Source organism: Pseudomonas sp. BW16M2 (genome assembly GCF_014268865.1).
In the GTDB taxonomy this organism is placed as follows: Bacteria; Pseudomonadota; Gammaproteobacteria; order Pseudomonadales; family Pseudomonadaceae; genus Aquipseudomonas; species Aquipseudomonas peradeniyensis.
In genome coordinates this window covers 17,924-33,431 of the sequence record NZ_JABWRI010000027.1, presented here as the reverse complement: position 1 = coordinate 33,431, position 15,508 = coordinate 17,924, and the positions used below count along the sequence as shown (strand labels likewise).

Annotated in this window: 12 protein-coding genes; 11 read left to right on the top strand and 1 reads right to left on the bottom strand. The window is 66.5% G+C overall.

All coding sequences use genetic code 11. The features are described from left to right. Positions 1-74 precede the first annotated feature (74 nt). Positions 75-2,321 (top strand): TonB-dependent siderophore receptor, encoded by a 2,247-nt coding sequence (locus HU735_RS20665; protein ID WP_238349866.1) that lies wholly within the window; start codon positions 75-77, stop codon positions 2,319-2,321. Between the two features lie 2 nt (positions 2,322-2,323). Here the strand turns inward: HU735_RS20665 and HU735_RS20660 are convergent, their stop codons facing one another. After that, a complete protein-coding gene (locus tag HU735_RS20660) occupies positions 2,324-4,033 on the bottom strand; it encodes a sulfatase-like hydrolase/transferase (protein WP_186715017.1) in 1,710 nt (569 codons plus the stop codon). 384 nt (positions 4,034-4,417) lie between these two features. Here HU735_RS20660 and HU735_RS20655 point away from each other — a divergent pair, with 384 nt between their 5' ends. From HU735_RS20655 to HU735_RS20610, 10 genes are read left to right on the top strand one after another with little or no spacing between them, the layout of a single operon-like run. Further along, positions 4,418-5,767 carry a UDP-glucose/GDP-mannose dehydrogenase family protein gene (locus tag HU735_RS20655; RefSeq protein WP_050705465.1) on the top strand — a complete coding sequence of 450 codons (1,350 nt, stop codon included), beginning with the start codon at positions 4,418-4,420 and terminating at the stop codon, positions 5,765-5,767. Then, positions 5,764-6,828: an NAD-dependent epimerase gene (locus HU735_RS20650; RefSeq protein ID WP_186715016.1), complete on the top strand. Its 1,065-nt coding sequence runs from the start codon at positions 5,764-5,766 to the stop codon at positions 6,826-6,828. The genes HU735_RS20655 and HU735_RS20650 overlap by 4 nt, the downstream gene beginning before the upstream one ends. Further along, on the top strand, positions 6,825-7,571 hold the full coding sequence (locus HU735_RS20645; RefSeq protein WP_050705463.1) for a sugar transferase: 747 nt from the start codon (positions 6,825-6,827) through the stop codon (positions 7,569-7,571). Before HU735_RS20650 ends, HU735_RS20645 begins: the two co-directional genes overlap by 4 nt. Position 7,572: 1 nt before the next feature. Beyond that, complete coding sequence (locus HU735_RS20640; RefSeq protein ID WP_050705462.1) at positions 7,573-8,220, top strand: CpsD/CapB family tyrosine-protein kinase; 648 nt, start codon at positions 7,573-7,575, stop codon at positions 8,218-8,220. A 22-nt stretch (positions 8,221-8,242) separates the two neighbouring features. Beyond that, positions 8,243-9,262 carry a polysaccharide biosynthesis/export family protein gene (locus tag HU735_RS20635; RefSeq protein WP_186715015.1) on the top strand — a complete coding sequence of 340 codons (1,020 nt, stop codon included), beginning with the start codon at positions 8,243-8,245 and terminating at the stop codon, positions 9,260-9,262. A gap of 14 nt (positions 9,263-9,276) precedes the next feature. Next, complete coding sequence (locus tag HU735_RS20630; RefSeq protein WP_050705460.1) at positions 9,277-10,851, top strand: lipopolysaccharide biosynthesis protein; 1,575 nt, start codon at positions 9,277-9,279, stop codon at positions 10,849-10,851. Further along, a complete protein-coding gene (locus tag HU735_RS20625) occupies positions 10,848-12,041 on the top strand; it encodes a glycosyltransferase family 4 protein (RefSeq protein WP_238349865.1) in 1,194 nt (397 codons plus the stop codon). Before HU735_RS20630 ends, HU735_RS20625 begins: the two co-directional genes overlap by 4 nt. Further along, on the top strand, positions 12,038-13,408 hold the full coding sequence (locus tag HU735_RS20620; RefSeq protein ID WP_186715014.1) for an O-antigen ligase family protein: 1,371 nt from the start codon (positions 12,038-12,040) through the stop codon (positions 13,406-13,408). The genes HU735_RS20625 and HU735_RS20620 overlap by 4 nt, the downstream gene beginning before the upstream one ends. Continuing rightward, entirely contained in the window at positions 13,405-14,370 is a 966-nt protein-coding gene (locus HU735_RS20615) for a glycosyltransferase (protein WP_186715013.1), read from the top strand. The genes HU735_RS20620 and HU735_RS20615 overlap by 4 nt, the downstream gene beginning before the upstream one ends. Continuing rightward, entirely contained in the window at positions 14,363-15,499 is a 1,137-nt protein-coding gene (locus HU735_RS20610) for a glycosyltransferase (protein ID WP_186715012.1), read from the top strand. Before HU735_RS20615 ends, HU735_RS20610 begins: the two co-directional genes overlap by 8 nt. Positions 15,500-15,508: the final 9 nt, after the last annotated feature.

Here is a 15,508-nt window from a genome sequence, read left to right as displayed (position 1 = left end):
TTGAGGTTTTTCCGTACTGGGTCGGAAAGCCTAGTGAATGCCTTCACTCACTTGCGAATCGAAAGGAATCCAGCATGTCGCAACAGCGTGTCAGCCCGGCGCAGCAGCCGGCTGTGCCCCACTTCGACCTCAATCGCACCTTCACCGCCGTGCACATGGCCTTGCTGCTCGGCCTGGGCGGCGCGTCCATGAGCGTGACCGCGGCGCAGACCGTGGAACGCGCCGAGGAAGTGGAAAAATCCCGCCAAGGCCAGGCCAGCGGCAGCCTCGAGCTGACCGAGACCCGGGTCGAAGGCGACCTCGACGCCCCGAGTGCCTTGCCCCCCGCCTACGCTGGCGGCCAGGTGGCCTCGGGCGGCCGGGTCGGCTTGCTGGGCAACAAGGACTTCATGGAGACGCCGTTCAGCACCATCAGCTACACCGACCAGTACATCCAGGACACCCAGGCGCAAACCGTCACCGACGTGATCGCCGCGACCGACCCCGCAGTGTTCAGCAATGGCCTGAAGGGCACCTACAGCGAGAACTACTCGATCCGCGGCTTCAACTCCAACATCAACGATGTGAGCATCGGTGGCCTGTACGGCATGGCGCCCTACTACCGGATCTCGCCCGAGATGTACGAGCGCATCGAAGTGCTCAAGGGCCCGTCTGCCCTGCTCAACGGCATGCCACCGGCCGGCTCGGTGGCCGGCAGCATCAACCTGGTGCCCAAGCGCGCGGGCGCCGAACCGCTGACGCGGATCACCACCACCTACATGTCCGACGCGCAGTTCGGCGGGCACCTCGACGTCGGCCGGCGCTTCGGCGAAGAGCAGCAGTTCGGCGTGCGCTTCAACAGCGTCTATCGCGACGGCGACACCGCGACCGACCATCAGCGCATGAAAGCCGAGCTCAACGCCCTGGGCCTCGACTGGCTTGGCGAGCGGGCGCGCCTGTCCGCCGACCTGTACGAAAGCGAGGACAGGGTCAGGGGCCAGAACCGCGGCATCGGCCTGGCCGCAGGCGTGCCCGTGCCCAGGCCGCCGAAGTCGGAGACCTTGCTCAACCCGGACTGGGGCTTCGTCCAGACCCGCGACAAGGGCGTGATCGTGCGCGGCGAGTACGACCTCAACGACAACCTCATGGCCTATGCCGCGGCCGGCACCAGCAAGACCGACTACGCCTACAGTGGCACCATGCTCGCCGAGGTGTTCAACACCGCCGGGGATATGGAGACGAACATGGGCCAGTTGAAGATCGACCTCAAAAAGTCCTCGGGCGAGGCCGGCCTGCGCGGCCATTTCGACACGTTCGGCGTCGGTCACCAGTGGTCGCTCAACGCCACGCACTACTCGGACAAGCAGCACGACTATGGCCGACGCAACGTCCCGGGGGCCGAGTGGATCAACAACATCTACCACCCGGTCTGGGGACCGGAAGCCGCCAGGAGCTACCCGCCGATCTCCCACACCGAGTCGCGCCTGAGCAGCTACGGCCTGGCCGACACCCTGTCGTTCCTCGACGAGCGTCTGCAACTCACCTTGGGCGTGCGTCGCCAGCAGGTGCTGACCGACAGCTTCGACGTCAGCAGCGGCGCGCACACCACACGCTACAACGAGAGCGCCACGACCCCGGCGGCGGCAGTGGTGGTCAAGGTCACTGACGAGGTGTCGCTGTACGCCAACTACATCGAGGGCCTGAGCAAGGGCGCCATCGCGCCGTTCAACACGGCCAATCGCGGCGAAGTCTTCGCCCCCTACAAGTCCAAGCAGAAGGAAGTCGGCGTCAAGCTCGACCTTGGCGACTTCGCCCACACCCTGAGCCTGTACCAGATCGAACGCCCCAGCAGCTTCACCGACCCGGTAACCAGGGTGTTCTCCTTCGGCGGCGAACAGCGCAACCGCGGGCTCGAGTGGAGCTTCTTCGGCACACCGCTGACCGACGTGCGCCTGATGGGCGGCGTGGCCCGCCTCGATCCCAAGGTGACCAAGGCCGCCAGCGGCTCGGATGAAGGCAAGACCGCCACCGGCCAGCCGAAACTGCAGGGCAAACTGGGCGTGGAGTGGGACACCCCGCTGCTCGATGGCCTGACCCTGACCGCCAACGCCACCGCCGTGTCGAAACAGTACATCAGCAGCGACAACAGCCAGTCGATTCCTGGGTACACCATCTACGACGTCGGTGCCCGCTACCGGTTGCAGGTGGCCGACCACCCGGTGACCTTGCGCGGCACGGTGGAGAACGTGACCAACAAGGCCTACTGGGGCATGCCGCTGCTCACCAGCCTGGGGTTGGGTGCGCCGCGTACCGTGCAGGTCTCCGCCAGCATCGACTTCTGACGTCAGTCCGCCTTGCCCACCGGCATCGGCTGCCCCGCCAGGACACTGGCGGGCGTGACCACCTGCCCCAGGTCGATATGACGGAAATCCGGCTTGGCCCCCAGCCGCGCATTGAAGCGCACGTTGAAGGTGAACGGGTCGTCGGTCGGCATGTCCAGCGAACGGCCGTAGAGCGCGCTCACGGCCGTGCCGTCATAGCCCATCAGCTTGAGCAGCGTGGGGAACAGGTTGTAATGGCTGGAGGCGTTGCGGTTGGCCTGCAGATGGGCCTGCCAGTCCAGCGTGCGCAGGCCCTCGCCCTGGATCACCACCAGCGGCACCAGGCCTTCTTCGGGCACCGGATCGCTGTCGCAGTGGGTGTTCAGCCCGGGGTTGCCGCGTTCATGCAGGTCCTGGCCATGGTCTGAGGTGTAGAGCACCACGGCCTGGCTGAGGTCGCCCTCGGCGAACAGCCGGCGGAAGAATTCGCCGACATTCCACAACACGGTGTTCTGGTAGGCGTTGCGATACAGCACCCAGTCCTGCGGGCGGCCATCGAAGCCGTCACGGGTACCGGTATCGGCAATATCGACGTAACGCCCTCGCGGCAAGGCCGGCTGGTACTTGAGGAAGTCGTCCGGGTACTTGTCGTGCACCGGGAAGTGGGCGCCGACCTTGTTCACCACGATCAACTGCGGCCTGCCGTCCTTGAGCAGCGCCACCAGCCGCTCCAGCGCCGCCATGTCGCGCTGCACCACAGGCGTGTCGTCGAACTGGATGAACTGGTCGATATCGCGCTTCTCGGTCTCGGTCATCAGGTTCTGCAGGTTGCCGCCGGTGCGCTGGCCATCGATGTATACCGTACCCAGGCCCGCGCGCTTGGCGTACTGCCAGATCGACGGTTGGGTCGAATTGATCCGCAGGTAATCACCGCGGGTGCCGCCATAACGCAGGGTGACATTGGTGTCGGCGCTGCAGTTGGCGATGGACGCGGCGTAGCCGAAGTTGACGATGGACACACCGGGCTGGGCCTGGGCCAGGTGGCTGGTGACCCCGGCCGGGGTGTTCAGGTCCAGGTAGTTGCCCGAGATGCTCTCATCGATCAGCAGCACGATATCCCGCGCCATCGCCGGCCCGGACTGGGCCAGACTCACTGGCTGGCGTGGCCCGACATGGTCGTGCAGGGTCTCGTAGCCGAACAGGCTGAGGTAGGCCAGCGGCGTGTACATCACCGGCAGCCCGCGTGCGCCCTCGCCGGCGCGCACGAACAGGATGGCGATCAGCACCAGCAGGCCCAGCACCGGCGCCACGGGTGGCAACAGCCACGGTAGCCGAGGGGTCGGCCCCGGACGCAAGCCAAGACCCAACAGCAGCAACAGCGCCCGTGCCGCAGCCAGGGTAATGGCGTAGTGATATTGCTGCAGGGCCTCCTGGACGAAACCGCCGGCATAGACCATGGACACGAATGCGCTATAGGTCAGGTAGGAGTCGGTGATGCGGTTATAAGCATCGAGAAAGATCGCGCTGACCGTAAATACAAGCGCCAGCGACCAGCGCAGCCAGCCGGGGCGGCTGAACGCCGCCAGCAGCAGCGCCAGCGCCAATACTGCGAACACCCCCAGGTACAGCACCAATGGCAGGCCAATACCCAGTGCTTCTATGCGCTCGCGGTAATAGGCATGAAAGCTGGCCAGATAGACGAGCAACAGCAAAAGCTTGATCCATCCGCGCATGTTTCGGCCACTCCGGTCATGGAAATCTCCTCAAACCGTAGCAGCTGTGAAACAAACCACAACGCAAAAAAGTCAAAATTCCGACGACATACCGACACCGTAATCTGGCACCTGCCGCAAGTTGTTGTTGATTCTCTCTATCGTCTGAAACCCGCTTATTTCGGTGCGTCCAACCGTTCATCGGTTCGTCGAACGGCCAATTGCCACTAGCTATGCGCGCTAACACACGGATTGGAAACGGGTTGGTGGCAGATCGCCCGTTTCGCCAGGGGTTGTAAATTCGACGAAACATGCCATTGCTTTGACGCAAATCCATCGGGCTGAGCTATACCCAATTCACATCACTGTTTCATCTCCCTTACTCATCCATACGAGGCACCGCGCATGGACGTGAGCGTTTTTGGCACCGGTTATGTCGGACTGGTTCAGGCAGCAGCCCTGGCGGACGTCGGTCACAGGGTCCTGTGCGTGGATGTCGATACCCACAAGATCAACCAGTTGCGCCAAGGTGTGCCGCCGATCAGCGAGCCGGGCCTGTCGGACCTGCTCGAGGACAACATCAAGGAAGGCCGCCTGCTGTTCAGCACCCAGGCCAGCGATGCGGTCAGCCACGCCGAGCTGATCTTCATCGCCGTCGGCACGCCGCCCGACGAAGACGGCTCGGCTGACCTCAGCCATGTGCTCAACGTCACCCGGCAGATCGCCGCGCTGATGGAGACCGACCACACCCTGATCATCAAGTCCACCGTGCCGGTGGGCACCGCCGACCAGGTCATGGCCCTGGCCCGCGACGAACTGCAGCGCCTGGGCAAGGGCCAGTTGCAGGTGCGCGTGGTGTCCAACCCCGAGTTTCTCAAGGAAGGCAGCGCCCTGGCCGACTGCATGCGTCCGGACCGGATCATCGTCGGCACCCTCGACGAAGTCGCCCATGACCAGCTGGCCGAACTGTACGCGCCGTTCTGCCGCAACCACGAAAAGCTGATGTTCATGGACAACCGCAGCGCCGAGCTGACCAAGTACGCCGCCAACGCCATGCTCGCCACCCGCATCAGCTTCATGAACGAGCTGGCCAACCTCAGCGAACACCTGGGCGCCGATATCGAAGCGGTGCGCCGGGGCATCGGCTCCGACCCGCGCATCGGCTACCACTTCATCTATCCAGGCTGCGGCTTCGGCGGCTCGTGCTTCCCCAAGGACATCAAGGCCCTGCTGCACACCGCCGCCCACAGTGGCATGCCGCTGCGCCTGCTGCAGAGCGTCAATGAGGTCAACGACCAGCAGCGGCGCATCCTCTTCGCCAAGCTCAAGCAGCGCCTGGCGGGCCTGGCCGGCAAGTCCATCGCCCTGTGGGGCCTGGCCTTCAAGCCCAACACCGACGACATGCGCGAGGCCCCCAGCCGCTACCTGATGGAGGCCCTGTGGGCCGAAGGCGCCACCGTGCGCGCCTACGATCCCGAAGCCATGGACGAGTGCCGGCGCCTGTACGGCTACCGTGACGACCTGCACCTGTGCGCCACCCGCGACGACACCCTGCAGGACGCCGATGCCCTGGTGATCTGCACCGAGTGGAAGAACTTCCGCGTGGTCGACTTCTCGATGCTGGCCAGCAAGCTGCGCGAGCGGGTGATCGTCGACGGACGCAACCTGTACAACCCCGAGCAGGTCGCCGCCCACGGTCTGCACTACAGCGGCATCGGCTTGCGCCAGGTCGCCCCACAGGTGGATGCGCCATGAAAGTGCTGGTCACCGGCGCGGCCGGCTTCATCGGCGCCCACACCTGCCGCCAGCTGTTGTTCGAGGGGCACCAGGTGGTGGGGCTGGACAACTTCAACGACTACTACGAGCCGGCGCTCAAGCATGCCCGCGTGCACTGGGTGCGCCAGACGGTCGGTGACTTCCCGCTGCACTGCCTGGACCTGGGCGACCGCGACGGCATGGCCCGGCTGTTTGCCAGCGAGCGCCCCGAGGTCGTCGTGCACCTGGCGGCCCAGGCCGGCGTGCGCTACTCGCTGCAGAACCCGCAAGCCTACCTGGACAGCAACCTCGCCGGTTTTCTCAACATTCTCGAAGGTTGCCGCCGCCATCCGGTCAAGCACCTGCTGTACGCCTCGTCCAGCTCGGTGTATGGCGCCAACCAGCAGACGCCCTATCGGGTGCAGGATCCGGTGGACCACCCGCTGTCGCTGTATGCCGCCACCAAGAAGGCCAACGAGGCCATGGCCCACAGCTACAGCCACCTTTATGGCATTCCCTGCAGCGGCCTGCGCTTCTTTACCGTGTACGGCCCCTGGGGTCGCCCGGACATGTCGCCGATGCAGTTCGCCAAGGCGATCAGCGAAGGCCGGCCGATCCAGCTGTTCAACCATGGCCGCCACCAGCGCGACTTCACCTACATCGACGACATCGTCGAAAGCCTGGTGCGGCTGATCCCCCTGCCCCCAGTCGCCGACCCGCAGTGGGACGCGCTCGACCCGGACCCGGCCAGCAGCCACGCGCCCTGGCGCCTGTACAACATCGGCGGGCAGCGCCCGGTGGAGCTGCTCGACTACCTGGCCCTGCTGGAGAAGCACCTGCAGCGCAACGCGGTGATCGAACTGCTGCCGCTGCAGCCGGGCGACGTGCTGGCCACCTGCGCCGACGCCAGCGCCCTGGCCAGGGTCACCGGTTTCACCCCACAGATAGGCCTTGATGAAGGGCTCGGGCGCTTCGTCGCCTGGTTCAAGAGCTACCACTCGCCCGCCGCCAGCGAAGCGGCGCCCACGGGCGAGCAGCCAGATCAGCGGAGGGCGGTATGACAGGACAACCCAAGAGCGCGCAACTGCAGGCGCTGTACCAGGACAAACGCATGGACCCGGCGCACCGGCAGCGCATCGATGCCGCCATCCACATGCAGGGCCGTGGTTGGATGACCGGCCGCGCCGGAGGCCGCCCGTGGACGCTGTCGCGCACCAACCGCGTGCTGTCGTGCCTGGCCGCGCTGACCCTGCTGCTGCTGCTGTCGCCGGTGTTCCTGGTGCTGGCGCTGCTGATCAAGCTGTCCAGCAAGGGCCCGGTGTTCTTCGTGCAGAAACGCACCGGCTACCGGGGCCGCGCCTTCGGCATGTACAAGTTCCGCACCATGGTGGCCAACGCCGAGGCGCTGAAGGACTCGCTGCGCCACCTGAACAAGCACGGCGCCGAATCCATCGATTTCAAGATCGACAAGGACCCGCGCATCACCTCGATAGGCGGCTGGCTGCGCCGCAGTAGCCTGGACGAGCTGCCCAACCTGATCAACGTGGTCACCGGCGACATGCGTCTGGTCGGCCCGCGCCCCACCTCGTTCAACGCCTACCGCTACCACGACAACCACCTGGCGCGGCTGTCGATCTACCCGGGCATGACCGGCCTGTGGCAGATCTCCGGGCGCAGCAACATCGACTTTGACCAACGCGTAGAGCTGGACCTGAGCTACATCAACGAACAGAGCCTGATGCTGGACCTGAAGATCCTGCTCAAGACCCCGTTCAAAGTCTTCACTGGCCACGGAGCAAGCTGAGATGGACGGTTCATCCTCGAGAAGCCTGACGATCGCTACCCCAAGCGAGACCAACCTGACCTCCACCGTGCTCGACCTCGACCAGCGCACCCTGCTGCTGACCGCGGCCAACACCGGCAGCGGCACCAGTACCAGCGCCCTGGCCTTCGCCAGCCAGCTGGCATTGATGAGCGCGGGCAACGTGCTGCTGATCGACGCCAGCCTCAGCCCCGGCGGCCTCAGCCAGCAACTGGGCCTGGGCAAGCTGCGCGGCTACAGCGATCTGCTGTTCAACCAGGACACCCCGCCGTTGGCCCAGGACTGCATCGTGCGCCTGTCCGACCAGCCGTTCGACGTGCTGCCGGTGGGTACCTGGAAGCGCGGCCGCGACCGCCTCGACCATGAGCAGTTGCGCGTGCTGCTGCACCAGCTGAGCAACCAGTACCGCTTCGTGGTGATCGACGGCGAAGCCATCTACGCCAGCGCCGACAGCCTGGTGATCGGCACCCTGGTCGACGGCGTGATCCTGGTGGTCTGCGCCGAGGAGACCCGCTGGGAAGTCGCCCAGGCCGCCAGCCAGCGCCTGACCCAGGCAGGCGCGCGATTGATCGGCAGCGTGTTCAACAAGCGCAAGTACTACATGCCCAAGTGGCTGTACGAAAATCTCTGAGAGGCCGCACAGGATGAACGCCATGAGATACCCATCGATTGCCCTGTGCGTGCTGGCCCTGGCCGGCTGCGCCAGCCAGGAAGACCGCCAGATGCCGGTGCAGATCCTCACCGCGCCACCAGCCGAGAGCCAGGCCACCGAAGTCGCCCGCCGCGAGCAGGTATTGCGCCCGCAGGACGTGCTGGAGGTGATCTTCCACGTCAGCAACCGGTCGGCCGGGGTCTACCGCATCCAGTCCGGCGACACCCTGGACCTGAACTTCATGGCCGCCAGCGGCCTGAACGGCAACCAGCTGGTGCAGCCCGACGGCAGCATCACCCTGCCCAGCACCAACGCTGCGGTGCGCGTCGAGGGCATGACCCCCGGCGAGGCCGAGAGCGCCATTCGCCAGGCCTACCAGGACAAGCGGGTGTTCAAGCCCAACCGCGATCAGGTCACCGTGCGGGTGATCAGCCCGATGACCGACGAGGTCAACCTGAAGAACGCCCTCAACCACCCCGGCACCGGCATGAGCCGCGACATCACCGTGGGCAACGACGGCCGCGCCACTTTCCCGGAAATAGGCTCGGTGCCGCTGCAGGGCATGACCGTCAACCAGCTGCGCGACTACCTCAACGAGCGCTACGCCACCCTGCCCGGGCGCATGAGCGTGGACGTGCTGCTCAAGTCCACCGCCGCCAACGAGATCTACGTGCTCGGCGAAGTCGGCCAACCCGGCGCCTTCCAGATCCGCCGCCCAATATCGGTGCTCGAGGCCCTGACCCTGGCCCGTGGCCCGACCCTGAAGGCCAAGCTCGGTTCGGTGGTGATCATGCGCCGTGAAGGCAACACCGTGCACGCGGTCAACTACGACGTCGACCAGGCGCTGTCCGGCGGTACCCAGAAACTCGCCTACCTGCAGCCCGAAGACATGCTCTACGTGCCCAAGACCAAGCTGGCCAGCGCCGCCGAGCTGTCCCGACAACTGGCCGACGTGATTCTGTTCCAGGGCTTCGGTTTCAGCTTCAGCTACCGCGTCGACAACAAAGAAAGCAACGACTGACCGGGGGACGGACCATGACCACGCAACCCAAAGAAAACTATGTGCATGAGTTCTTCCGCATCTTCTTCGCCAACCGCCAACTGGTGAAGCGGGTGTTCCTGGTGTTCGCGGTGATCGCCGTGCTGTTGCCGTTGGTGCTCAAGCAGAGCTTCGACATCACCGCCGAAGTCATCGTGCAGTCCAAGAAACTCTCGCAGAGCGACACCACCTCGGCGCTCAGCCAGCAGGCCGACCAGTTCATCCCGCCGTCGCTGGCCGACATGGAGACCGAGAGCAACATCCTGCGCTCGCCGACCCTGATCCGCCAGACCATCGGCGAGCTGCGCAAGGAAGGCCACTACCCGGACGAGCCCGGCCTGCTGCGCCGTACCGTGCTCGACCCGGTACGCCACGCGGTGTTCGACCCGCTGCACCGGCTGTTCGGCAACAGCGTGGCCGATGACCGCGACACCCAGCTCGACACCCTCACCGACCAGGCGGTCAAGGATCTCAAGGTCGAGACCCTGCCCGGCTCCAACGTGATTTCCATCACCTACAGCGCCGACGATCCGAAGCTGGGCACGCTGTTCGTCAGCCGCCTGCTGGAGAACTTCCTGGCCAACCGCCAGGACTTGCAGTCCAACGAGCTGCCCGAGGCGTTCTACGAGCAGAAGAAACTGCACTACCAGGCCCGCCTGGGCGACCTGGAAAGCCAGCGCCTGGGGCTGCTGACCGCCATCGGCTCGTCGGACCCCAAGGAAGAGATCACCTTCCGGCTGAACGCCATCAACACCGAGGAGCAGGCGCTCAACCTGCAGCGTGACCGCCAGCTGCAGAACCAGAAGTGGCTCGACTACCTGCAGAGCAGCCTGGCTGCAGCCAGCAAGGCGAGGATGGCCGACTACGCGTTCCCCTACACCTTCACCACCACGGTCGACAACGTCGCCTTCGAAGACCGCGAGATCAAGCAGCTCGGCGAGCAGCTGACCACCCAGCTGGCCCGCTACAACGGCGACGCCACGGTGTTCCAGCCAGGTTCCGACCAGATGGTGATGGCCCGCCAGCAGATCGCCCAGTTGCGCGCGCAGTTCCTCAAGATCGTCGAGAACCGCATCCGTGAGCGCCAGCAGGACCTGGCGGTGACCCAGCAGGTGATCGAGCAGAAGACCCAGCGCATTGCCGACTACAGCAAGCGCATCCTCCAGCTGCGCGAGACCCAGAGCAAGACCCGCCAGCTGGACACCGAGATCGATGCCCTGCACAAGGCCTTCTCTACCTACGCCCAGCGTTACGAGGAAAGCCGCGGCCAGGGCCTGCTCGATGGCAGCCAGTCCAACGCGCGGATCCTCAGCGCGCCCTACGAGCCCACTGCGGCAAGCTTCCCGAAACCTGGCCTGATCATTCCGTTCGGCCTGGTCACCGGCCTGCTGCTGGCGATCGCCGTGGTCTACGTCAGGGAGTTCTTCGACCACCGCTTCAAGCATCCGGCGCAGATCAGCCACGAGCTGGGCCTGCCGGTGCTGCTGGTGATCAACGACCAGGCCCCGGCGCTGCCCAACCCGCACAAGAGCTGGTCGCTGCCACGCCTGTGGCACTGGGTGCGCAATTGAACGCCGCGCTGCATGCCGGCCGGCCGATCCTGCACCTGCTCGGCAGTGGCGGGTTCTACGGCGCCGAGCGCATGCTCCTGGACCACTGCCAGGCCACCCCCGGCCAGCATCGGGTACTGTTCCTCGATGCCCCGGCGGAGCTGGTGGCGCGCTTTCGCGAGGCAGGTGTCGAATGCGACACCTGCCATGGGCTCGGGGCGGTGCTCAAGGTACTTGGCGCGCAGCGCGGCCAACGGCCGTTGGTCAACAGCCACAACTTCAAGGGCCAGCTGTTCGGCTGGATCGGCGCCACCCTGTGGCGCTTGCCGATGGTCAGCACCCAGCATGGTTTCACCCCGCGCAGCCGCAAGCAGCGTTTCTACACCTGGCTCAGCTTGCAACTGTGCCGCACGCCGACGGTGGACACGGTGGTGTGCGTGGCCGAGAGCATCGCCCGCATCCATCGCGATGCCGGCGTGCCCGAGGCCAAGTTGCGGGTGATACCCAACGGGCTGCCCGAGCACACCAAGGATGACCTGCCAGGTGGCGTAGGAGCGGGTTTCGTGGGAGCGGGCTTGCCCCGCGATACGCTGTCAGATTTGACATCGCCATCGCGGGGCAAGCCCGCTCCCACGCCAGGACCTCACCACTGCGATAAAAACCCCTGGCTCGCCGCCTACGTCGGCCGCCTGTCCAGCGAAAAAGGCCCCGACCTGTTCCTCGACACCCTGATCCCGGTGTGCCAGCGCCACCCACAGGTCCACGCCGTGATGCTCGGCGAAGGCCCCGAGCGCGACACCCTGCAGGCCCGCATCGACGCCGCCGGTCTCACCGCGCGCATCACCCTGCCGGGCTTCCAGCGCGACATGCGCGCCTGGATGAAACGCCTGGACGCCCTGGTCATCAGCTCGCGCACCGAAGGCACGCCGATGATCCTGCTCGAGGCCATGCAGGATGGCGTGCCAGTAGTGGCCTTCGGGGTCGGCGGCATTCCCGACGTCATCGAACACGGGCGCAACGGTCTGTTGGCCGCCCCGCTGGCCAGCACCGAACTGGGCGAACACCTCGAGGCCCTGCTCGTGGATCCAGCACAGGCCGCCGAGCTGGTCGCCGGCGCCCGCCGCACGCAACGCGAACGCTACCACCTGCCGACCCTGGCACAACGCTGGGCCCTGGTCTATCGGGGCACGGCCGAGGAGGTTGTCGCATGATCATTCCCCTGTCGCTGGTAGCCCTGGTGGCCCTGCTGAGCCTGGGGCTGCTGGCCAGCCCCTACCCGTTCCTGGCCCCCGGCGGCGTGATCGGCCTGGCCGGCGTGCTGGTGCTGTACCGCAAGCCGGCCTGGGGCCTGCTGGCGATCGCCACCCTGGTGCCGCTGGAGGGGCTGCTCAAGGACGGCCTGGTGTCCGGCGCCAAGCTGGTGGGCATCGGCCTGGTGCTGATCCTCAGCCTGCAACTGGCGGTGCGCCAGTTGCCCGGCGAGCGCCTGCGCAGCAACCAGTGGCGCCTGCTGCTGGCGTTCATGGCCCTGTACCTGCTGAGCCTGTGGACCAGCGACGACCTGGCGCTGTCGGGCGGGCACCTGCGCGAGTTGCTGGTGGGCCTGGTGGTGTTCGTCATCACCCTGCTGGTCGGCCGCGACCTCAACCTGCCGATGCTGGCCCGGCTGATCACCGTCAGCGTGTGCGTCACCTGCCTGTTCGCGATCTTCTCCACCAAGTACCAGGAACAGGGCCGCGCCTCGGCCATGCTCGACCCCAACGCCTTCGCCCTGCTGATCACCATCGCCATGCCGCTGGGGCTGTGGCTGGCGATCAAGGCCCGGCAGATCCCGGTCAAGCTGTTCTGGGCCGGCTGCTGCCTGTTGCTGCTGGTGGGCATGACCAAGACCGAATCGCGTTCGGGGCTGGTGGTGCTGCTGATCAGCCTGGGCATCGTGCTGTACAACTACCGCGAACAGCTGACCTACATCCGCCCGCGCCACCTGGGCTTCGCCATGCTTGGCCTGGCCATCGTCCTGCCCCTGGGCGTGGCGCTGATGCCGGCGGGCTACGCCGAGCGCATCCAGTCGCTGATGCTGCTCAAGTCCGGGGTCAACGCGCACCAGGACGAGTCGCTGGGCCGACGCGCCTCCTACCTGGTGGTGGGCAAGGAAATGATCAGCCACAGCCCGCTGCTCGGCACCGGGCCCGGTACCTTCCCGCTGCATTACGCCGACACCGGCTTCTCCAAGGCCTTCGCCCCGGTCAACAGCAAGACCACCGACCTCTACCGCCGTGCCCACAACACCTACCTGGAGCTGTTCAGCGAGGTCGGCCTGCCGGCGGGCCTGCTGTTCGTCGGCATGATCTTTCTCGCCCTGCGCAACTTCTGGCAGGCCCGCGCCGCCTTCCGCGCGGCCGGTGATGCGGACCGCGCCGACCTGATGACCCACCTGACCATGAGCATGCTGGCCATCGGCCTGTTCCTGATGTTCCTCAGCGCCCCCAGCCACAAGTACCTGTGGCTGATGCTGGCGCTGTCCAGCGTGCTGCTGGGCCAGGCCCGTGAACAACAGCCAGTGGAGGTGGCCCGATGAGCCGGGTGAGCATCGTCATCCCGATGTTCAACGAGGCCCGCCATATCGGCCGCACCCTGGACGCCGCCCGGCGCTCGGCCAGCGCGGCAGGCCTGGCCTGCGAGCTGATCGTGGTCGACAACGGCTCCAGCGACGATGGCCCACGTATCGCCCGCGAGCACGGCGCCCAGGTGCTGACCCTGCCCGGGGTGGCCATCGGCGCCCTGCGCAACGCCGGCGTGGCCGCCAGCCACGGCGAATGGCTGGCCTTCCTCGACGCCGACATCGAGGTGCCCGAGCACTGGCTGGACCTGCTGCTGGACCTGCAGCGCCGCGGCGAAGGTGATGTCTTCGCCCTCGACTGCGACACCCCGCGCCACGCCCCGTGGTTCGCCCAGGCCTGGCAACGGCGCACCCTGCGCACCGGCCAGACGGTGCAGGACTGCACCTGGCTGCCCACCCCCAACCTGCTGATGCGCCGCAGCTGGTTCGAGCAGGTCGGCGGTTTCGACGAGCGCCTGCGTACCGGCGAGGACAAGGACTTCACCCTGCGCCTGCATGAGTCCGGCGCCCGCCTGCGCGTGCTGCGCCAGCCCGCGGTGCTGCACTGGGGTTATGAGGCCAACTGGCGTGAATGGCTGGGCAAGGAGATGTGGCGCCAAGGCAGCCACCTGCAGCTGCTGCGCAGCCATGGCGTGAGCCTGCGCCTGCTGCGCTTCCCGCTGCTTTCGGTGGGGGCGTGGGCGCTGGACGCCATGGCCCTGTCGGCCCTGCTCGACGGTTTTCCCCATGTGGCGCTGTTCTTCCTGCTGGTCAGCGCCCTGCCCGCGCTGTTCCTGAGCCTGCGCCAGAGCCGCCGGCACCGAGACCCGCTGCTCACCCTGCAACTCTGGGGCCTGCACTGGCTGCGCCTGCACCTGGCCGGCGCGGCGTTCATCCTCAGCCTGTTCAACCGCACCGCAAGGAGGCCCGCCCGTGGCTGAGTTCATCTTCTGGCTATGCCTGTTGCTGCCGTTGTACGCCTGGGTCGGCTATCCCCTGCTGCTGACCCTGGCCGCGCCGTTCTTTGCCCGTCGCACGCATTCGCCATTACCGGCGCAACGGGTGAGCGTGGTGATCGCCGCGCATAACGAAGAGCGGCATATCGAAGCCAAGCTCGCCAGCGTGCTCGGTCAGGACTACCCGGCTGCCGAGCTGCAGGTAGTGGTGGCCAGCGACGGCTCCAGCGACCGTACCGTGGCGCTGGCCCGCGCCCTGGATGACCCGCGGGTGCAGGTGCTGGACCTGCCGCGCCTGGGCAAGGCCGGGGCGCTGAACAGTGCCGTGCAGGTGTGCACGGGCGACCTGCTGGTATTCACCGACGCCGACAACCAGTGGTCGGCCGACACCCTCGGGCTGCTGCTGGCCCCGTTCGCAGACGCCCAGGTTGGCGGCACCGCCGGGCACATGATCATCCCCGACCCGGGCAAGGGCCTGAGCATCGGCGACAGCCTGTACCGGCACTACGAAGCCTGGGTGCGCAAGGTGGAGAACCGCACCGGCTGCATGGTCTCGGCCGACGGTGCCCTGCTGGCCCTGCGCCGGGCGCTGTACCAACCGATTCCCAAGCAGGTCAACGACGACTTCTTCATCAGCACCTGCGCCCCGGCTGCAGGGCTGCGTATCGTCTACGTGCCCGAGGCGGTGGTGCTGGACCAGGGCGTGGACGAGGCCGACAAGCAGTTCCGCCGCCGCCAGCGGGTCACCGTCGGTGGCCTGCTGAGCCTGGCCGCCCGCCGCGAGCTGCTCAACCCGGCGCGTCACGGCCTGTACGCCATCGCCCTGATCAGCCACAAGCTGATCCGCCGCCTGGCCCCGGTGCTGCTGCTGCCGTTGCTGCTAGCCAACCTGTGGCTGGCCATCGAACCCGGATTCTACCGCCTGACCCTGGCCCTGCAGCTGCTCGGCTACGCCGCCGCCATCGCCGGCCTGCTCGACGCCCGCCGCCGCCTGCCACGCCCGTTCCGCCTGGCCGCCTTCGTGCTGGTCACCCTCGCCGGCATGAGCGTGGGCCTGTGGCAGTTCCTGCGCGGGCACAGCTACAGCCAATGGAACCCAGACCAGAATCGATGAGCGACGGAC